At 64.5% G+C, this 19,131-nt stretch carries 15 protein-coding genes; 8 read left to right on the top strand and 7 right to left on the bottom strand.

Going from position 1 to position 19,131, the window contains the following annotated elements; all coding sequences use genetic code 11:
* Nucleotides 1-77 precede the first annotated feature (77 nt).
* Genes tcuA through tcuB form a run of 3 tightly spaced genes read left to right on the top strand, consistent with a single transcriptional unit; the run spans nt 78 to nt 3,637 of the window.
* Nucleotides 78-1,469, top strand: a complete 1,392-nt coding sequence (tcuA, locus tag ABIB91_RS27065) for an FAD-dependent tricarballylate dehydrogenase TcuA (RefSeq protein WP_354168772.1) — start codon at nt 78-80, stop codon at nt 1,467-1,469.
* Nucleotides 1,470-1,497: 28 nt separating this feature from the next.
* Nucleotides 1,498-2,526: an alpha/beta hydrolase gene (locus ABIB91_RS27060; protein WP_354168770.1), complete on the top strand. Its 1,029-nt coding sequence runs from the start codon at nt 1,498-1,500 to the stop codon at nt 2,524-2,526.
* 4 nt (nt 2,527-2,530) lie between these two features.
* Nucleotides 2,531-3,637, top strand: a complete 1,107-nt coding sequence (tcuB, locus tag ABIB91_RS27055; RefSeq protein WP_354168768.1) for a tricarballylate utilization 4Fe-4S protein TcuB — start codon at nt 2,531-2,533, stop codon at nt 3,635-3,637.
* 1 nt (nt 3,638) lies between these two features.
* Here the strand turns inward: tcuB and ABIB91_RS27050 are convergent, their stop codons facing one another.
* Nucleotides 3,639-4,313, bottom strand: a complete 675-nt coding sequence (locus tag ABIB91_RS27050) for an esterase/lipase family protein (protein ID WP_007600685.1) — start codon at nt 4,311-4,313, stop codon at nt 3,639-3,641.
* Between the two features lie 5 nt (nt 4,314-4,318).
* Nucleotides 4,319-7,723 (bottom strand): acyl-[ACP]--phospholipid O-acyltransferase, encoded by a 3,405-nt coding sequence (locus ABIB91_RS27045; protein WP_354168765.1) that lies wholly within the window; start codon nt 7,721-7,723, stop codon nt 4,319-4,321.
* 534 nt (nt 7,724-8,257) lie between these two features.
* Here ABIB91_RS27045 and ABIB91_RS27040 point away from each other — a divergent pair.
* Nucleotides 8,258-8,878, top strand: a complete 621-nt coding sequence (locus tag ABIB91_RS27040) for a TetR/AcrR family transcriptional regulator (RefSeq protein WP_354169027.1) — start codon at nt 8,258-8,260, stop codon at nt 8,876-8,878.
* A 14-nt stretch (nt 8,879-8,892) separates the two neighbouring features.
* Here ABIB91_RS27040 and ABIB91_RS27035 read toward each other — a convergent pair whose 3' ends face one another.
* From ABIB91_RS27035 to ABIB91_RS27020, 4 genes are all read right to left on the bottom strand, one after another.
* On the bottom strand, nt 8,893-10,200 hold the full coding sequence (locus ABIB91_RS27035; protein ID WP_354168763.1) for a GGDEF domain-containing protein: 1,308 nt from the start codon (nt 10,198-10,200) through the stop codon (nt 8,893-8,895).
* Between the two features lie 247 nt (nt 10,201-10,447).
* Entirely contained in the window at nt 10,448-11,752 is a 1,305-nt protein-coding gene (gene pncB, locus ABIB91_RS27030; protein WP_354168761.1) for a nicotinate phosphoribosyltransferase, read from the bottom strand.
* A gap of 687 nt (nt 11,753-12,439) precedes the next feature.
* Entirely contained in the window at nt 12,440-13,282 is an 843-nt protein-coding gene (locus ABIB91_RS27025) for an AAA family ATPase (protein WP_007600695.1), read from the bottom strand.
* A 92-nt stretch (nt 13,283-13,374) separates the two neighbouring features.
* Nucleotides 13,375-13,620 carry a GlsB/YeaQ/YmgE family stress response membrane protein gene (locus ABIB91_RS27020; protein WP_007600697.1) on the bottom strand — a complete coding sequence of 82 codons (246 nt, stop codon included), beginning with the start codon at nt 13,618-13,620 and terminating at the stop codon, nt 13,375-13,377.
* A 123-nt stretch (nt 13,621-13,743) separates the two neighbouring features.
* Here ABIB91_RS27020 and ABIB91_RS27015 point away from each other — a divergent pair, with 123 nt between their 5' ends.
* From ABIB91_RS27015 to sseA, 3 genes are all read left to right on the top strand, one after another.
* Nucleotides 13,744-14,919, top strand: coding sequence for a vWA domain-containing protein (locus ABIB91_RS27015; protein WP_007600698.1), 1,176 nt, complete (start codon nt 13,744-13,746; stop codon nt 14,917-14,919).
* Nucleotides 14,920-15,136: 217 nt separating this feature from the next.
* Nucleotides 15,137-15,550 carry a rhodanese-like domain-containing protein gene (locus ABIB91_RS27010; RefSeq protein ID WP_007613708.1) on the top strand — a complete coding sequence of 138 codons (414 nt, stop codon included), beginning with the start codon at nt 15,137-15,139 and terminating at the stop codon, nt 15,548-15,550.
* Nucleotides 15,551-15,772: 222 nt separating this feature from the next.
* Nucleotides 15,773-16,630 carry a 3-mercaptopyruvate sulfurtransferase gene (gene sseA, locus ABIB91_RS27005; RefSeq protein ID WP_354168758.1) on the top strand — a complete coding sequence of 286 codons (858 nt, stop codon included), beginning with the start codon at nt 15,773-15,775 and terminating at the stop codon, nt 16,628-16,630.
* A 2-nt stretch (nt 16,631-16,632) separates the two neighbouring features.
* Here sseA and ABIB91_RS27000 read toward each other — a convergent pair whose 3' ends face one another.
* Nucleotides 16,633-17,475, bottom strand: a complete 843-nt coding sequence (locus ABIB91_RS27000) for a hypothetical protein (protein ID WP_354169024.1) — start codon at nt 17,473-17,475, stop codon at nt 16,633-16,635.
* 322 nt (nt 17,476-17,797) lie between these two features.
* Here ABIB91_RS27000 and ABIB91_RS26995 point away from each other — a divergent pair, with 322 nt between their 5' ends.
* Nucleotides 17,798-18,985 (top strand): L,D-transpeptidase family protein, encoded by a 1,188-nt coding sequence (locus ABIB91_RS26995; RefSeq protein WP_354168756.1) that lies wholly within the window; start codon nt 17,798-17,800, stop codon nt 18,983-18,985.
* Nucleotides 18,986-19,131: the final 146 nt, after the last annotated feature.

Raw genomic sequence — 19,131 nt, 5'->3', positions numbered from 1 at the left:
GCGCAATGGCGAACCGGATTGACCGGGGCCGCCTGCGGGGCAGAATGTCTCCGACTTCGTCGCATCGGGCAGACGGCATGAGCAGCAAATACGATGTGCTGGTGATCGGCGGCGGCAACGCGGCACTGTGTGCGGCGATCAGCGCGCGACGCGGTGGTGCGTCGGTGCTGGTGCTCGAAGGCGCGCCAAAATTCTATCGTGGCGGCAACACGCGCCACACCCGCAATATGCGCTGCGCGCATGACGAGGCGACCGAAATCCTCACCGGCCCCTACACCGAGGAGGAGTTCTGGGAGGATCTCCTGCGCGTCACCGGCGGCCAGACCGACGAGATACTCGCCCGGCACATGATCCGCGAGTCCAAGGACATTTTGAACTGGATCGTCGAGCAGGGCGTGCGCTGGCAGCCCTCGCTTGGCGGCACGCTGAGCCTCGGTCGCACCAACTCCTTCTTTCTCGGGGGCGGCCGCGCGATGTTGAACGCACTTTATCTCACCGCCGAGAAGCTCGGCGTCGAAGTCGAATACGACGCCGAGGTCACCGACCTCGTGATCGAGGACGGCATGTTTCTCGCCGCCTGCCTCAAGCGGCCTATCAAGGGCGACACCGAGATACGCGCGACGTCACTGGTCGCCGCCGCCGGCGGGTTCGAGGCCAACATCGAATGGCTGAAGCAATATTGGGGCGAGGCCGCCGACAATTTCCTGATCCGCGGCACGCCCTATAACCGCGGCTCAATCCTGAAGATGCTGCTCGCCAAGGGCGTGCAGGAGGTCGGCGACCCCACCCAGTGCCATGCGGTCGCGATCGACGCGCGCGCGCCGAAATTCGACGGCGGCATCATCACGCGGCACGATTCCGTCGTGTTTGGCATCGTTGTCAACAAGCACGCGCAGCGCTTCTATGATGAAGGTGAGGACATCTGGCCGAAGCGTTACGCGATCTGGGGCCGGCTGGTGGCCGCGCAGCCCGACCAGATCGCCTACATCATCTTCGATTCCACCGTGGTCACGAGCTTCATGCCGACGCTGTTCCCGCCGATCGCAGGGCAGACGATTGCCGAGCTCGCCGGCAAGCTCGAGCTCGATCCGGCCGCGCTGGAAAAGACCATCACCGAATTCAATGCCGCGGTGCGGCCCGGCACCTTCGACCACACCATTCTGGACGATTGCCGCACCGAAGGCATCACACCGCCGAAGACGCATTGGGCGAGGCGGATCGAGACGCCGCCCTACCTTGCCTATCCGGTGCGGCCCGGCATCACCTTCACCTATCTCGGCACGCGCGTGACCAGGGAGGCGCGGATGCTGATGGCTGACGGCAAGCCGTCGGCCAACATGTTCGCGGCCGGCGAGATCATGGCCGGCAACGTGCTCGGCAAGGGCTATGCCGCCGGCATGGGCATGACCATCGGCAGCGTGTTCGGACGGATCGCAGGACGGGAAGCGGCACGCCACGCCAAGAACTAGGACGAAGAAAAGACACGAGGGAGGAACCATGTCACGCATTGCCATTGCCTCGACCGCGGCGCTGCTGATCGTCGGCCACGCCCACGCGGCCGAGCCGATCACGCTGCGAGACATGGGTTCGTTCCATGTCGGTGGGCGTCTTGTCGAAATCTCCGGCAAGCCGGTGAGGGAGGTCGTGTTCGCGCCCGGCGGAGTGCCGGCCAAGGTCGATCCCAACGGCACGTATCAGGTCGAGCAGATGTACGTGCAGTATTTCCTGCCGGCAAACGAGAAGGGTGCCTATCCTTTGCTGATGTGGCACGGCGGCGGATTGACCGGCGTCACCTACGAGACCACGCCTGACGGACGCGAAGGCTGGCTGAATTATTTTCTGCGCAAGGGGTGGGCGGTCTATAACTCCGACGCGGTAGAGCGCGGACGCGCGGGCTGGGCGCAGTACCCCGATATTTTCAAGAGCGAGCCGGTCTTCCTGACCACGGCCAATCCGTTCGAGCGTTTCCGCATCGGCGATGGACCGAACTCCTACGATCCCGATCCCGCCAAGCGAAAATTGTTGCCGGGCAACCAATTCCCCGTCGAGGGTTACGAGAATTTCGTCAAGCAGAACGTGCCCCGCTGGACCACGACCGACGATGCGACCATCGCCGCCTATATCGCCGAGATCGATCGCGTCGGCCCCTCGGTGCTGCTGTTCCACAGCCAAGCCGGCACCTTCGGCTTCAAGGTCGCGCAAGCCCGCCCCGACAAGGTGAAGGCGCTGATTGCGATCGAGCCGGCCGGCATCGGCGATCCCGCCAAAGCGGATGTGCTGAAGAACATTCCGACCCTCATCATCTACGGCGACTATATCGAGCGCGATTCGCGCTGGCCCAAGATCCGCGCCAACGGCATCGCCTTTGCGGACGCCGTCAAGGCGGCCGGGGGCAGCGTCGGCATCGTCGATCTCCCGCAGGCCGGCATCAAGGGCAATTCGCATATGGTGATGATGGACAAGAACAACCTCGAGGTCGCAGCCCTGATCCAGAAATGGCTCGAGAGCAAAGGCCTGACGAAGTAAAGCCATGCACGGAACCAAAATTCTGGACGAAGCCGACCGCCTGATGACGGTCTGCAATTCCTGCCGTTACTGCGAGGGTCTTTGCGCGGTATTTCCCGCCATGGAGATGCGTCGCGCCTTTTCCGACGGCGACCTCAATTATCTCGCCAATCTCTGCCATGGCTGCGGCGCCTGCTACGTCGACTGCCAGTTCTCGCCGCCGCACGAATTCAACGTCAACGTTCCGCAGACGCTGGCGATCGCGCGCGCGGAATCCTACGCGGCCTATGCCTGGCCGCAGGCGCTGTCCGGTGTCTTCGCGCGTAACGGTCTCGTCATCAGCATCGTCGCCGCGCTCAGCATGGCCGCCTTCATCCTCGGCTTCGCGGCCCTGAACGACCGCACCGTGCTGTTCGGCGTGCACACCGGCCCCGGCGCTTTCTACAAGTTGATGCCGCACAACGCGATGGCGGCGTTGTTCAGCGCGGCCTTCCTTTATGCGATCTTCGCGCTGGTGATGAGCGTGCGCGCGTTCTGGCGGGATATCGGTCCACCGATCGGCGGCCGTGCGGACGGTGGCTCGATCTTTCAGGCGATGCGGGACGCTGGTGAGTTGCGCTATCTCCATGGTGGCGGCGTCGGCTGCTACAATGAGGATGACAAGCCGACCGACCGGCGCAAGCTTTTCCATCACCTGACCTTCTACGGCTTCCTGCTCTGCTTCGCCGCGACCTCGGTCGCCACGCTGTATCACTATCTGCTCGGGCGCGAGGCGCCGTATCCGTGGTGGGATCTGCCGGTGGTGCTCGGCACGCTCGGTGGCATCGGTCTGATCATCGGGCCGATCGGCCTGTTCGTCGCCAAGATGCGGCGCGATCCGGCGCTGCTCGACGAGCAGCGCTATGGCATGGATGTCGGCTTTATCGCCATGTTGTTCCTCACCGGCTTCACCGGCATGCTGCTTCTGATTCTGCGCGAGACTGCAGCCATGGGGCCGCTGCTGGCGCTGCATTTGGGTGCAGTGTTCGCGCTGTTCGTCACCATGCCGTACGGCAAGTTCGTGCACGGCATCTATCGCTTCGCGGCACTGGTGCGTTACGCGCAGGAGCGACGCAGCGATGCCGGTTCTTGATTCAGATGGTGCGGAAGCGGCCATCGCGCAGGAAAGCGATGGTCTGTTCGATGGCGGCGGCGTGACGCGGAAGTCCGGTATGGGACGCCTTCACGACGATATGGTCGGCCATGCCGGCGACCATCGCGCTTTGCACTGAGACCCGTCCGTCATTTGGCTTCGGCAGAACCAAGAGGCCGGCGACGGGATCGATGAAGCGGTTTCCCGCGATCACGCCGACGGGATAGTCCACCGCGGGCAGGGCGTCAGACCGGGGCGTGGACGTGGTGGTGAGCTCGAGTCCGGCGGGTCCGTAGAATGCGCTGTAGAGGCGATATCCGCTCAGGAGATCGGCGACCTCGCTGCCGCCGTTTGGCGTGCCCAGCATCACCACGCCGGCAAGCCGGTCCGGACGATATTTCGCGATATAGGCGCGCGTCACCAGACCGCCCATCGAATGCGCGACGAAATGCAGCGGCGCCTCACGCTCGGCGAAGCGGGCGACTTCCAGGTGAATATCGTCCGCGAGCGCCGTGATCGTCTTGCGGCGGCTGGCATAGTCGATGTTGAGCGTTGCAAAGCCGCTGGCCCGGAGCGCCCGTTCCAGTCTGATCAGGGACGCCGAGGTGCGCGCGATGCCGTGAAGCAGAACCACTCCAGGGCATCGCGCCTCGCTTGATTGAGACGCCTCGTGCATCTCTCTTACGCCACCTCGCGCTCCGGCGCGGATGCCTGCTCGCGGGCCATCGTCGTTGCGGTGACGTAGTCGGTCTTGCCGGTGCCGAGCAATGGCACCTTGTCGACCACCATGATCGCTGCGGGAACGGTCAGCTCGGACGCGCCGATCGTCTTTGCGTGGCCCTGCATGGCGCTACGCTCGGCGTTCTTTTCCGTCGTCAGCAGCACGATGCGCTCGCCCTTGCGCGGGTCCGGGATCGACACCGCGACCGATGCGGCCTGCGGCCACAGCGTCGTCGCGATGTTCTCGACCGCCGACAGCGAGACCATTTCGCCGGCGATCTTGGCAAAGCGCTTGGCGCGTCCCTTGATGGTGATGAAGCCGGCCGGGTCGATCGCGACGATGTCGCCGGTGTCGTGCCAACCCTCGGCGAGCGGTTCGAGAACGCCCGGATTTTCGGCCCGCAAGTATCCGAGCATCACGTTCGGTCCGCGCACCGACAGGCGTCCACCTTCCTCGATGCCGGGGACGGGGTCGAGGCGGCTTTCCATCAGCGGCGACAGGCGGCCGACCGTGCCGGGACGATTGGCCATGGGCGTGTTCATCGCCAGCACCGGCGCGGTCTCGGTGACGCCATAGCCTTCGAGGATGCGGATGCCGTAGCGCTCCATGAAGACCTGCCGGGTGCGATCCTTGACCGCCTCGGCGCCGGCGATCACCAGGCGCAGCGTACGGAAGTCGTAGGCATGCGCCGAGCGGGCGTAGCCGGTGAGGAACGTGTCGGTGCCGAACAGGATCGTGGCGCCGGTCTGGTAGATAAGCTCGGGCACGATCCGATAGTGCAGCGGCGAGGGGTACATGTAGATCGGAATGCCCGCGAGCAGCGGCATCATCATTCCGCCTGTAAGCCCAAACGAGTGGAACACCGGCAGCACGTTGAACACCTTGTCATTGGCGTTGGCATCGACCCGCGCCAGTGCCTGTGCAGCGTTCGCAAGGATATTGCGGTGGGACAGCACGACGCCCTTGGGCGTGCCTTCCGAGCCCGACGTGAACAGCACGACGGCCGGATCGCTCGCCTGGCGGACGACGCGCGGCGCAGTGCCGGCGAGCAGGCCCTTGATCTTGTCGGCCGCGCCGATCGAGGCGCGGACATCCTCGAGATAGACGACGCGAACTTCCGCGGAGATTGCCGCCATCAGCTTGTCGAGCTTGCCCTTCTCGATGAAAGCTTTCGACGTCAGCACGGTCTTGACCTGTGCGGCTTTCATGGCGGCGAGCACGTTGACCGGGCCGGCCGAGAAGTTCAGCATCGCCGGCACCCCGCCGATATTTTGCAGCGCCATGAAGACGACGGCAACGCCTGCGGAATTCGGCAGCAGCACGCCGACATTCTCACCGACAGCGGTGCCGTTCTCCAGCTTCCGGCTCAAGACCTGCGCGCCCAGGATCAGCTTGCGATAGGTCAGCTTGGTGCCGAGCGCGTCCTCGATGATGACCTTGCCGGTGTCGCGGTCGCGATAGGCGTGTCCGAGCGCTTCGAAGAGAGTGTGATCGAGCATGGCGTTCTTCACCATGGCGTCGATCATCACGTCCTGAAGTGCTGCGCCCGCGGCATTGCGGCGCGCTTTGCCCTTGAGCGACGGATCGACCGGCAGCTTGACCGGCGGCAGGATGGTGACGGTCACCCGCGGAAACCACGTGCGCTTGATCTGGCTGCCGTTGAGATAGCTGAGATGCGAACGCTGGGCGCCTTCGATGCGGATCGGGACGACGACCGCGTCGGCCTTGTCCGCGATCATCGCTGTGCCGTCATAGACCTTCATCAGCGAGCCGGAGACGGTGATGCGTCCTTCCGGGAAGATCACCACCGGCTCTCCGGCGGCGACGAGCTTGATGAGGTCGCGCGCGGCCAGCGGCTTGCTGGGGTCCATGGTGTAGTGCTTGACCACCCGCAGGAACGGCTTGGCCCACCAGGCCTTGGCGATGCCGGTATCAACCGCGAAGCTCGCGTCGATCGGCAGCACGGCGTGCAGCAGCGGGCCGTCGATCAGGCTGACATGGTTGGGCGCGATCAGCATGCGCGTGCCAGCAGGCGGCAGGTTCTCCAGCCCGCGGACCTCGGTGCGGAACAGCGCGCGGAACAGCAGCCCGCCAAAGTCGCGAACGCCTTCCTTGCCCCACTTCGTCAGCACGAACCAGACTGCGCCGAAGCTGGCGACGCCGAGGCCGAAGAAAATCCAGCCGATGTGCAATCCGCCGGCCTGCAACAGCGCGACGAACAGCGAGCCGGCTACCATGAAGGCGGCCTGCAGCACGTTTCCGGCGGCGATGATGCGGGCGCGCTCGGAGGGGGCGGACCAGGCCTGGACGGCGGCGAAGGAAGGCACGACGAACAGCCCGCCGCCGAATGCGAAGGCGACGAAATCGACCAGCATGCGCAGGCCCGCGAACGAGGTCGCGAAGTCGGCGGCGGTGATGTCCTGGCCCTTGGCGGTCACGCCGATCGCCCAGGCGAGGTCGAGGCCGGCAAACCCCATCATGATGGCGCCGATCGGCACCAGCGCGAGGTTCGGGCGAACATGGCTCAGATTCGCGGCGAACAGCGAGCCGATGGCAATGCCGATTGCGAAGATCGCGAGACACAACGTCACCACGCCCTCGGTGCCACCGATGACCTCCTTGACCAGCGCCGGCAGCAGCGAGAGCACGATGGCGCCCACCAGCCAGAACCAGGAGACGATCACGGTGCCGTCCCACAGCCGATGGTCGGCGTGCAAGGTCTTCAACAGGCCGAGCGTCGAGGTCCAGGGATTGGCGTTGACCGGCAGATCGGGTGCGGACGGCGTCGTCGCGGGAATGCGGGAGGCGAAGGCCCAGGACAGCAGGGCCAGCACGACCACGGCCGATGCGACCCAGCCCATATGCGCGGAGCCGGCCACGAACTGGCCGCCGGCAACGGTGCCGAGCAGGATGGCCATGAAGGTCGCGCCTTCGACCAGCGCGTTGCCGGTCGCGAGCTCGCCGAGCTCGAGCTGGTCCGGCAGCATCGAATATTTCACGGGACCGAACAGCGCGGCGATGACGCCGAACAGTGCGAGCGCTGCGAACAGCAGCGGCACCGAGTGCAGGAAGAAACCGGCCGCGGCAAAGCCCGCGGCAAAGATCTCGGCGAATTTGAGCCGCCTTGCGACGACGGATTTGACATATTTGTCGGCGAGCTGGCCGCCGAGCCCGGACAGGATGAAGTAGGGGAAGATGAAGACGGCGCCCGCGACCGTCACCAGCGCATCTCCGTGGCCGGTCGCGGCACTGTAAAGCAGGATGATGACGAGTGCGTTCTTGAGCACGTTGTCGTTCAGCGCCGAGAAGAATTGCGCCCAGAACAGCGGCGCGAAGCGGCGTGACGACATCAAATCCCTGATCATGACTAGTCCTGTTTTGGAAACGCTGTCTGAGGTTGTTTCATTGTCCGATGGGCGTCGGGACCGGAGGAGATGCGACGGGCATTTGCGGGTTGACGACGATCGTCCCCGGCCTGCTCTACGCCTTTGCCTTCCGATCCTGTTGGTCTCCGCGTGGCGACATTTGGTTCGCAAATGGTTGGTCGCGGCTCTATCACGCTCCGGCAAGGAGGCGTGCGCGCCTCAGGTGAGATGGGCGAGGCGGCGAAAGGGCGAGAGGCGGCCGAGCAGGTTAAAGCGGCGGCCCTCACGACGAACGCGGCGGTTGGCCCGCCACATCCGGAAGGTCGCGCGGCGCTCGGTCAGGACGCCGGCAATGTCGCAGGCATTTGCGATGCGATCGATCGGCCCCATTGCGAGCCGCAGGAGGGCGCGGCCAAATCCGGTCACGAGAGCTGTGGCGTCATCGACGAAGGTGGAGGCGATATCAACAGCGAGGGTTTGCATTTTGAAGGTCTCCGGGCTAACTTGAACATTGTTCAGATGAGTAGCCTGAAAATGAACAATGTTCAAGACGAATCGTTGCGAGACCGAAAAAAATCTCGACGGCGGCAGCAGATCGTGGAGATCGCTCGCAGCATTATTGCCACTAAAGGGCTGAAATCGTTGAAAGTCCGGGACGTCGCTGACGCCGCCGGCTGCTCGGTTGGAAGTGTCTATAACGAGTTCGGCGACTTCGACGGCGTAATCCTGACCGTGAATCGGGAGACCGTTAATGCCCTAACGGTGCGGCTGGGCCAAGTTCCAGCCGAGGATCCGGTTCGCCAGCTCCATGGGCTGGCTGCGACCTACCTCGAATTCTTCGCGGAGCACGCCAATCTGCTGCGCTCGCTGTTCGAACATCGGATGGAGGACGACCGCCCTTACCCCGATGACATCCTTCAGATGGTGATGGAGGCCTTCGCGCTGATGCATGCGCCCCTGGTGCGGCTGCTTCCGAAGGCAGACGACGTGCAGATCGCGCTGCTGTCACGCACACTGTTTTCCGCCGTGCACGGGATCATCTCGCTCGGCCTCGAAGAGCGCATGGTGGCCGTACCGCCGCAGATGCTGCGCCAGCAGGTCGAACAATTTCTGGATGCGCATCTCGCGGGGCTCGGGATTCTGCCAATGCGATAACGTGCTGAGCGCTGCTATGCGCTGGCGGCCTTGCGCTGCCGCGAGGTGACGACGACGACGTCCGTCGTCCCGTTGTCGACCTGAACACGGTTGCGTCCGTTCTCCTTGGCGCGATAGCAGGCGGCATCCGCGCGCCGCATCGCGTCCTCGAGCGTGGCGTTGCCGTCGGTGATGCAGGCAACGCCGATACTGGCCGTCACTGCAAAGCAACGATCGTCCCAGGCGAAGACGGATAGCTCGAGCGACCGGCGCAGCCATTCGGCGATATCCACGGCGTCGTACGGCGTGCATCGGGGAAGGATTAAGCCGAATTCGTCACCGCCGAGCCGGGCCACCAAATCATGCGGCCGCCGCTCCTGTAGCAGGAGGCGCGAAATCTGGCGGAGCAGACGGTCGCCGGCGAGGTGACCGCAACTGTCGTTGACGTCCTTGAACTGGTCGAGATCGAGCAGGATCAGGCCCAGCGAACCCGCCGCGGTGTCGTCCAGCTCGCTTTGCAGGCGCGCCTCGAAGGCGCGACGGTTGGACAAGCCGGTCAGCCAGTCGTGCGACGCCTGCCAGGCCAGGCGCTCCTTCTCGGCATGCAGGGCATCCTCGAAAGCCTGTCGTTGCAGCACCAATCGCCGCGTGTGCCAGATCAGGAGCAGGATCAGCGTCACGGCTGTGACGATATTGACGCCAGTCAGCGTCATCTTGATGGCGCGCGAGCCTTCGCCGAGGACGGTGGAGAACCGGTTGGCGTGCACCGTGAACTGAGTGTTGAGCTCCGACAGCCGCGACGACAACAATTGCAGGCGGTTGCCGTCCTGAACCGGCCCGTTCTTCGACTCTGACCGGATGACCTCGCCGAACACGCTCAGCTCCAGCAGCATGGGGTCGGTGGCGGCCCACTCGCGGATCGCTTCCTTGAGAAAGCTGACCTGTTTGAAGTAGCGAAACAGCCAAATCAGTCCCGGCACGTCATCGGGATGGTTGCCGCCTTGCAGGAAGCCGATGCGGGCGGCCTCGACGTCGACCGGATCGCGCTCGAGCGCCCAGCGCGCGAACTCGTCGCCGATGGGAACGGCCAGCGAGGTCTGATATTGCGCAAACTGGCTGGCGTCGCCCGAATGCAGATAGAGATTGAGGAAATAGACGGCGTTCTTCTGCGAGCGCGACCATAGCGCTTCGCCCGCGACATAGGCGCGGACCGAGGACATAACCTCCAGGCTGAATCCGGCGATCGCCGCCTGCAGCAGAACGACCGTGACGAAAGGCGAGACGAGTTTGACGACGTGAAGGAAGTTGCGTCCCTTCGTTGACGGCGCTGTTCTGCGAAACACGTTGCGTTTCCCCAAGTCGCTCAACGACCCCAGCGGAGCGATCCGCTCATAACGCGGATTACGCGCGAAAGGTGCTTAACTCGACTTGAAAATGCCAGGAGACCGCGTCGCAGGGTGAAGGCGTTGTGAAGCGGATGCTTGCAGATCGCCGCAAATGCGGTCGAACCGGAACCGACGTGGCATCGGCGAGCCGATGTCGCGCATTTGCCCTGAGTGGTTTACCGGATGGAGAGAGATTGCTCTGGCGCTAGACCAGCACCGGCTTGCGCACGCGACCGGCGTCGCCGAAGACGCGCAAATAGCGCTCGATCTCCGAAGGCAGGCCGGTCGCCTTCTCGGGATTGTCAGAAAGCTTGACGGCCGGATGTCCGTCGACCGACGACACCTTGCAGACCAGCGAGATCGGATCGAGGTTGAACGAGCCGTCCGGCGTGCAGCCGACGAAATCATTGGTGAGATTGGTGCCCCAGCCGAAGGAGAGCCGCACCCGGCCGTTGAAGTGGTGGTAGGTCTCCTCGATCGAGCCAACGTCCATCGCGTCGGAGAACACCAGCAGCTTGTCCCTGGGATTGCGGCCCTTCTGCTCCCACCATTTGATGATCTCCTCACCGGCCTGGATCGGCGGTGCGCTGTCAGGGCGGAAGCCGGTCCAGTCTGCGACCCATTCCGGCGCATCGCGCAGGAAAGCCTTGGTACCGAAAGCGTCGGGCAGCGCGATCAGGAGGTTGCCGCCATAGGTCTGGCGCCACTGGTCGAGGATGCGATAGGGCGCCCAGCGCAATTCCTCGTCGTCCTTGGCGAGCGCCGCGGCGACCATCGGCAGTTCATGGGCGTTGGTACCGATGGCTTCGAGATCGTTGTCCATCGCGAGCAGCACGTTGGAGGTGCCGATGAAGGACGGGCCCAGGCCTTCCTTCACGGCCTCCACGCACCAGCGCTGCCAAAGGAAGCCATGGCGGCGACGGGTGCCGAAATCGGAGAGCCGCAAGCCATCCAGTTTGCGCAGCCGCTCCACCTTGGTCCAAAGCTTGGCCTTGGCGCGGGCATAGAGCACGTCGAGCTCGAAGCGGCCGCGGCCCTTCATCGCTGCGCGCGAGCGCAATTCGTTGAGAATGGCGAGCGCAGGAATCTCCCACATCGTGGTATGGCTCCACGGCCCGTGGAAGTGCAGCTCGTACTGGCCTTCGACCTTGCGCAGCTCGTATTCGGGCAGCCGGAATTCGGCGAGCCAGCGGATGAAGTCCGCCGAGAACATGTGGGTCTTGCCGTAGAAAGTGTTACCGGCAAGCCAGATCAGCTCTTTCTTGGTGAAGCGGATGGTGCGGGCGTGGTCGAGCTGGGCGCGCAGCTCGCCCTCGTCGATGATTTCGGCGAGCCGCACATGGCGCGATCGGTTGATGACCGAGAATGTCACCTGCTGATGCGGGTAAGATTCCCGAATCATTTGCAACATCAATAGTTTGTAGAAGTCGGTATCAAGCAGGCTGCGGATGATGGGATCCAGCCGCCAGCTGTGATTATAGGTTCGGCTCGCAATGTCGGTCACTGTCATGGGGGAATTCTAGCGTGGCTCCCGGTGCGCAACCAGTGGATTTGGCGAAGGGCAGGTCACCGCCGAGCATCCGGTTGCGCGAGGGCGGCTCGAAATCGCCCAGAGATCCCGTTCGCGTACCGGTCTGCGGATGGCCGGGTGGCCTACCTGGCCTCGGACCTCCCGCGAGCGTGACGCGGGGGCCGTGCCGATCGTTGCCCGTGTTGAGCGTATTCGCGATTGGAACGAGGAGAGAAAGGACCGACGGCGTTACCGAGAACAGGTTCGACGAACTGGTCGCCGACCGTTGCCGGCCGAGGAGCAGGGCGGCGTCGCCGGCATATCGAACGACCATTTGCCGGCAAATGGGAACGGGCCTTCGACACCGATGAGTGGTCCGGCGCCAAGGAAGCTCGCGCGCGTATCGCGCAATGTCGAGAGCGTTGTGGAAAAGCTGGTGATCGCCGGAAAGCCAGGCAACGCAACACCAGTGCTCGTCGCAGCCCGGACGTCCGAGCTTGAGCTCCGGGTGACGAATTCGGCAACGCGAAGGCTTGCGGCATATGCCCGCGACGGATTTCTGGCCCGTTGCGAAACAGCAGCGATCGCCAGGACTACGGAATTGTCCTGCTGTGATCGGGCCCCCGGTCCAGGCAGATTCGCTCGTCGCGCGTTCGCCTTGCGATTGCGAGCGTGCAGAGCCGTTGTCTACACTTCCCGTCGGCTCAGAAACGCCAGCCGCTCGAACAGATGCACGTCCTGCTCGTTCTTGAGCAGCGCACCGTGCAGCGGCGGGATCAGCTTGCGCGGATCGCGTTCGCGCAACTGCTCGACGCTCATGTCTTCGTTGAGCAGCAGCTTGAGCCAGTCGAGCAGCTCCGAGGTCGACGGCTTCTTCTTCAACCCGGGCACTTCGCGGACCTCGAAGAAGATGCGCAGGGCTTCCTCGACCAGCCGCTTCTTGATGCCGGGGAAGTGGACATCGACGATCCGGGTCATGGTATCGGCATCGGGGAACTTGATGTAGTGGAAGAAGCAGCGGCGCAGGAACGCGTCCGGCAGCTCCTTCTCGTTGTTGGAGGTGATCATCATGATCGGGCGCTGCTTGGCCTTGATCGTCTCGCCGGTCTCGTAGACATGGAATTCCATGCGGTCGAGCTCGAGCAAGAGATCGTTCGGGAATTCGATATCGGCCTTGTCGATCTCGTCGATCAGCAGCACCGGGCGCTGCTCGGCGGTGAAGGCATCCCACAGCTTGCCGCGCTTGATGTAGTTCTTGATGTCGGACACGCGCGCATCGCCGAGTTGGCTGTCGCGCAGGCGCGACACCGCGTCGTATTCGTAGAGGCCTTGCTGTGCCTTGGTGGTGGACTTGATGTGCCAGGTCAGAAGCGGGGCGTTCAGCGCCTTCGCCACTTCCTCCGCCAGCACCGTCTTGCCGGTGCCGGGCTCGCCCTTGATGAGCAGCGGGCGCTCCAGCACGATCGAGGCATTGACCGCGACCTTGAGATCGTCGGTCGCAACATAGTCCTTGGTGCCGGTAAATTTCATCGCGCGTCCTTGTTGGTCGTCGTCCCGGCATTGCCCCGGTCGCGACATGGGAACGGCCGCGCGTGGCGGCCGTTCCTGGTTCGGTCAGGCTTTCAGACCCGTTTTATCAGCGAAAGGATGACGAGCACAATCACCGCGCCGATCGTGGCATCCACGATGGCTCCGACCGTGCCCGTTGCGAGCTGGATGTGCAGCTGAGGCAGAATCCAGCCGGCCACGAGTGCACCGATGATGCCGACGACGATGTTGCCGATCAGCCCAAATCCCGCCCCGTGGACAATCTTGCCGGCAAGCCAGCCTGCGATCGCGCCAATGATGAGCGCTGCGAGAATTCCCATTGCAAACGTCCCCAAAACAACCCCGTGAGACCGCCAATTCTAGAGCAAAAAGCCTCCCGGTCCAGCGCAGAGCAGTGGCCTCCGCCCCTTGACGTTCGCCCCCCGACGGGCAATCTGTCACCCATGTTCCTGCAATTCTTCACTTCTCTGCGCGATGCGCAGGTCCCCGTGACGCTGCGCGAATACCTCACGCTGATGGAGGCGCTCGATGCTGATCTGTCGGACTATTCGGTCGAGAATTTCTATTATCTGTCGCGCACCTCGCTGGTGAAGGACGAGCGCAACCTCGACAAGTTCGATCGCGTCTTCGGCACCGTGTTCAAGGGACTGGAAAGCCTGCTCGACGCCATGGAGGGGGCCGAGATCCCCGAGGAATGGCTGAAGAAGCTCGCCGAGAAATACCTGACCGACGACGAGAAGAAGCAGATCGAGGCCATGGGCTGGGACAAGCTCATGGAGACCCTGAAGAAGCGCCTCGAGGAGCAGAAGGGCCGCCATCAGGGCGGCTCGAAATGGATCGGCACGGCGGGCACCTCGCCGTTCGGCGCCCATGGCTACAATCCCGAAGGCATACGCATCGGCCAGCACAAGAACCGCAACAACCGCGCCGTGAAGGTGTGGGACAAGCGCGAGTTCAAAGACCTCGACGGCAATGTCGAGCTCGGCATCCGCAACATCAAGGTGGCGCTGCGGCGCCTGCGCAAATTCGCGCGCACCGGCGCGCCTGATGAACTCGACCTCGACACCACCATCCGCGAAACCGCCAATCACGGCTATCTCGACGTGCACATGCGGCCCGAGCGCCGCAACGCGGTGAAGCTGCTGGTGTTCTTCGACATCGGCGGCTCGATGGACGCGCATATCGAGCAGGTGGAGGAGTTGTTCTCGGCGGCGAAGAGCGAGTTCAAGCACATGGAATATTTCTACTTCCACAACTGCCTCTATGAAGGCGTGTGGAAGCAGAACAAGCGCCGCTTCACCGACCGCACCCCGACCTGGGACGTGCTGCACAAATACCCGCACGACTACAAGATCGTGTTCGTCGGTGACGCCTCGATGTCGCCTTACGAGATCATGGTACCCGGCGGCTCGGTCGAGCACGTCAACGAGGAGCCCGGCTCGGTCTGGCTCGACCGCATCATCCGCACCTATCCGCATGCGGTGTGGCTCAACCCTGTGCAGCAGAAGCATTGGGACTATTCGGAATCCACCACCATCATCAAACGCATCTTCGCCAACCGCATGTATCCGATCACGATCGAGGGGCTCGAGGGTGCGATGAAGGAATTGACGCACTAGCTGATGACGAGGCGCTCCATCGGCGATGGGATCGCGCTCCCTCCCCCGCTTGCGGGGGAGGGTCGGGAAGAGGGTCTCTCCACGGGCGACGCTCCCCTAGAGGAGAGAGCCCTCACCCGCGTCGCTTCGCTCCGCGACCTCTCCCGCAAGCGGGAGAGGTGACCACCGCCTCCGGCAGATCGCCTGGGATCGGCGACAGAACAAGAGGGAGAGCCACATGCCCCAGACCATCACCCGCGGCATCAAGGCGCTGATCGACGAGGCCAATGCCGAGATCGAGACGCTCACCGCCAAGGACGCCATCGAGATCTCGAAGAACGGCGACGTCGTTATCGTCGATATCCGCGATCCCCGCGAGATCGAACGCGACGGCCGCATCCCCGGCGCGTTCGCCTGCACCCGTGGCATGCTCGAATTCTGGATCGATCCGCAGAGCCCTTATGCCAAGCCGGTGTTCCAGGAGGACAAGAAGTTCGTCTTCCATTGCGCCGGCGGCCTGCGCTCCGCGCTCGCCGCCAAGACCGCGCAGGACATGGGCCTCAAGCCCGTCGCCCACATCGCCGGCGGCTACGCCGCCTGGCGCGACGCCGGCGGGCCGGTGGAGCAATGGGAGCCGAAGAAGAAGGGGTGAGGGTCCTGCGCTGCCGCTCCAATTTTCGGCGTCATTCCCCGAAGGCGGGGAATCCAGCACGCCGCGGCCTATCGATTGAAGCACAATCGTCTCGGCGTACTGGATCGCCCGTTCCTAGTGCGCAATTGCGCACTGGCCGGGCGATGACAGCGGAATTTGCCGCGCGCCGTATCAAACTCTCTCGCGCTGCGCGCGCACCGTAATGACTGCAAGGAAAAGCCAATGACCACCCCCACCGATCCCCTCGTCTCCACCGAATGGCTCGCCGCCCACATCAACGATGCCAACGTCAAGGTGCTCGACGCCAGCTTCAAGCTGCCGGGCGTTCTGCCGCTGCCGAAGGACGATTACCTCGCCGCGCATCTGCCGGGCGCGGTGTTCTTCGACGTCGATGCGGTCTCGGACCATTCCAACCCGCTGCCGCACATGTATCCGAGCGCCGAGCAGTTCGGCCGCGACGTCGGCCAACTCGGCATCTCCAATGCCGATACTGTCGTGCTCTACGATGCCGGCGGCTGGGTCGCTGCTCCCCGCGCGTGGTGGATGTTCCTGGCCTTCGGCCACGGCAATGTGCGCATTCTCAATGGCGGCCTGAAGAAGTGGCGCGCCGAGGGGCGTCCGGTCGAAAGTGGCGAGGCGAAGCCGAAGCCCGCGACGTTCAAGGCGAGCTACGATTCCAAGCGCGTGCGTAGCATGCAGCAATTGATCGCCAACGTCGAAAGCCGTGTCGAGCAGGTGATCGACGCGCGCGCCGCCGACCGGTTCGAGGGCCGGGCGCCCGAGCCGCGCGCGGGCATTCGTTCCGGCCATATCCCGGGCGCTCGCAACGTGCCCTATAACCTGCTGTTCGACGCCGCGACCGGCACGATGAAGCCGCTCGATGATCTCCGCGCCGCCTTCACGAACGCCGGCGTCAAGCTCGATGCGCCGATTGTGACGAGCTGCGGCTCCGGGGTCTCTGCCGGCGTGCTGACGCTGGCGCTTTATCGCCTCGGCATCACCGACACCGCGCTCTACGACGGCTCATGGTCAGAATGGGGCCAGGAAAAGGGACCGCCAATCGCAACGGGGCCGGCGTAACCCTACTGACGTGCGCGCGCGGTCGTCGTTGCGGCGAGGGTGGGTTGCGGCTGCCCGAACGCGTCGAGTTGCTGAACCGGCGGCGGCGGACGCCGGACAATGCGGCGGCGCTTCTTCACCCGGTGCGCCCGCGGCTTGGTCGCCTTGCTCTCCGGCGAACTGCTGTCGGCCTTAGCGTCGGCTTTGGCCTTCGCCGGCGGATCCTTCCAGGCCGTGGTCGCCAGGTCATTCAATGCGGCGAACTTCGCGCTCGCCATGTCGAACGTGGACGAAGCCGAGGCTCCGCTGGGGGCGGCAGGTGTTGGCTTGCTCGTGAGAGCGATCGAAACCGGCTTGGCCTCGGCGATGGGTGCGCTGGCGTCGGCCGGAGTAAGCGTGTTGCTTGAAGCCGGCGCCGTGGCGTCCGTCGTCGTCTCGGCCTTGGTCTCGGCATTGGCCGGTTCGGCCGGGACGTCAGCCGGAGGTGCAACGACCTGCGGCTGAAATTCGGTCTCGGTTGTCACCACGACGACCGGCTCGGGCTCGCTCATCGGCAGCGCGATGGTCGGGACTTGATCGCGCAGCGACGGCGTCGGATCGGTGGCTGCTTCCGGCTCGGCGCGCAGGACCGCGAGCACCGGCTGGGCCGGCTCGGGAGCTTGTGCAAACACCTGCTCCTGCGGACCATTCCGCCAGGAGGGGTTGCTGACATACTGCTCATGGCTCGCCCGCAGCAGCGCGGCGGCGCCCAGGCCGAATACCAGGATGGAGGCTGACAGCAGGATCGCGGCAAACAGAAAGCGAAAGCCGGGAAGCATCGAGGGATTGCGAATTTCCGCCCCGGCGGCGAAGTGGCCAGGGCCCATGAGCCATCTGAACGCGGTGACGGTACTGCTTGCCGCGTTCGCCACGCGGGGGATCGAAGCTCAAAGCGGCGGCGAATCAGGCTGATTCGAACATACCGCAACGATTCCGCGCCGTTCCGTAAAAAACAGAGCCGGCTAGTCCAGCAATCTCGGGCGTGGGCTGATTTTCGTCCCGTGATGCAAGGAGGCAACGGTAGTCTTGCGGATCACAAATCGGCAAATCGGGCACAAATCCGCCTGTAATGTCTTGAATGTGCCGCTATCTTCCGTCATCTGGCCGTTAACGGTCCGGACGGGGCCCGGGGACTATACAAGAGCGATGATGATCAAACATTTTCTGACGATATGCGCTGCCGCAACAGTCGCTGCGGCGGGAACCTCGCTCGCGCAGGCCCAGAGCTATCCGGTCCAGCAGGCGCCGAGCTATGGCGCGCCGGCCGAATATCGGCCCGGCGACCGCGCGCCGAATTTCGACGCTATGGACGATGAAGACGATTCGATGCCGCAGGCAGCGCTGCCGCCGCCCGGCCCGGATCCGCGCTACGGCCGTCCGCCCGGCGCTCCCCCGGTGTATTCCGCCGCGCCGCCCCAGGGTCCGGTGATGTCGCCGGATGATCCCCGTTATGGCCGTCCCGCAGGTGCCCCCGTCTACTCGGCTGCGCCGCCGCAGGGTCCCGTGACGTCGCCCGACGATCCGCGCTATGGCCGCCCTGCCGGCCCGCCCGCGGTGATCTACGCCGATCGTCCGGCACAGGCGCCCGGCAGTGACGGCCCGCGTCCGCCCGAGGCGGTCGGTGGTCCCGGCGCGACCGGAACGGTCCAGGCCGGTCAGCCGCCCGTGGGTGCCGACGGTCGGCCGATGGCGATCGCCTCGCTGCCGCCCGAGGAGCAGCCTGACGCCGCTCCGGCGCAGCTGCCGCAGAACCTGCGCCGCCAGGAGGTCTCGCTGGCGACCAAGGAGCCGGCCGGAACGCTCATCGTCGATACCCCGAATACCTACCTCTATTACGTGCTCGGCAACGGTCGTGCGATCCGCTACGGCGTCCGCGTCGGCCGCGACGGCTTCACCTGGACGGGCGTGCAGAAGATCACCCGCAAAGCCGAGTGGCCGGATTGGCATCCGCCGACCGAGATGATCGAGCGACAGCCCTATCTGCCGCGCTTCATGGCCGGCGGTCCCGGCAATCCGCTCGGCGCCCGCGCGATGTATCTCGGCTCGACCGTCTACCGCATCCACGGCACCAACCAGCCCTCGACCATCGGCAAGTTCGTGTCCTCCGGCTGCATCGGCATGCTGAACGAGGACGTCTCCGACCTGTTCGATCGCGTCAAGGTCGGCACCCGCGTGGTCGTGATGCCGGGTGGTCCGCCGCCGGGAACTGCGACCGCATCCGCCGCGCCCGTGCCCGGCGCTGCCGGCCCCGCTCCGATGGCCGCGCAGGCCGGCCCGGTCGGAGGCACCCAGCCGACAGTGGTGCCGCCGCTGCCCGCACCGGTCACCGTGCGCTGAATCGGCCTCGCAAGAATTGATCTGATGACGGGGGGGGGGGGGGGGGGGGGGCCCCGCCGGGCAAGTTGGGGGAAGCCCGGCACGAGATGAGGCGGCGCATAAAGAGGCGCCCCCACCACAACAAAGGGGGGGGGGTTTAGGCGGTT

The sequence above is a fragment of the Bradyrhizobium sp. JR4.3 genome, from assembly GCF_040547695.1.
In the GTDB taxonomy this organism is placed as follows: Bacteria; Pseudomonadota; Alphaproteobacteria; order Rhizobiales; family Xanthobacteraceae; genus Bradyrhizobium; species Bradyrhizobium canariense.
This window is presented reverse-complemented; position numbering and strand designations above follow the sequence as displayed.

Excerpts from the sequence above, each read along its gene's own strand:
- tcuA (WP_354168772.1), top strand. The coding sequence starts at position 78 with ATGAGCAGCAAATACGATGTGCTGGTGATCGGCGGCGGCAACGCGGCA.
- ABIB91_RS27060 (WP_354168770.1), top strand. The coding sequence starts at position 1,498 with ATGTCACGCATTGCCATTGCCTCGACCGCGGCGCTGCTGATCGTCGGC.
- tcuB (WP_354168768.1), top strand. The coding sequence starts at position 2,531 with ATGCACGGAACCAAAATTCTGGACGAAGCCGACCGCCTGATGACGGTC.
- ABIB91_RS27050 (WP_007600685.1), bottom strand. The coding sequence starts at position 4,313 with ATGCACGAGGCGTCTCAATCAAGCGAGGCGCGATGCCCTGGAGTGGTT.
- ABIB91_RS27045 (WP_354168765.1), bottom strand. The coding sequence starts at position 7,723 with ATGATCAGGGATTTGATGTCGTCACGCCGCTTCGCGCCGCTGTTCTGG.
- ABIB91_RS27040 (WP_354169027.1), top strand. The coding sequence starts at position 8,258 with ATGAACAATGTTCAAGACGAATCGTTGCGAGACCGAAAAAAATCTCGA.
- pncB (WP_354168761.1), bottom strand. The coding sequence starts at position 11,752 with ATGACAGTGACCGACATTGCGAGCCGAACCTATAATCACAGCTGGCGG.
- ABIB91_RS27025 (WP_007600695.1), bottom strand. The coding sequence starts at position 13,282 with ATGAAATTTACCGGCACCAAGGACTATGTTGCGACCGACGATCTCAAG.
- ABIB91_RS27020 (WP_007600697.1), bottom strand. The coding sequence starts at position 13,620 with ATGGGAATTCTCGCAGCGCTCATCATTGGCGCGATCGCAGGCTGGCTT.
- ABIB91_RS27015 (WP_007600698.1), top strand. The coding sequence starts at position 13,744 with ATGTTCCTGCAATTCTTCACTTCTCTGCGCGATGCGCAGGTCCCCGTG.
- ABIB91_RS27010 (WP_007613708.1), top strand. The coding sequence starts at position 15,137 with ATGCCCCAGACCATCACCCGCGGCATCAAGGCGCTGATCGACGAGGCC.
- sseA (WP_354168758.1), top strand. The coding sequence starts at position 15,773 with ATGACCACCCCCACCGATCCCCTCGTCTCCACCGAATGGCTCGCCGCC.
- ABIB91_RS27000 (WP_354169024.1), bottom strand. The coding sequence starts at position 17,475 with ATGGGCCCTGGCCACTTCGCCGCCGGGGCGGAAATTCGCAATCCCTCG.
- ABIB91_RS26995 (WP_354168756.1), top strand. The coding sequence starts at position 17,798 with ATGATCAAACATTTTCTGACGATATGCGCTGCCGCAACAGTCGCTGCG.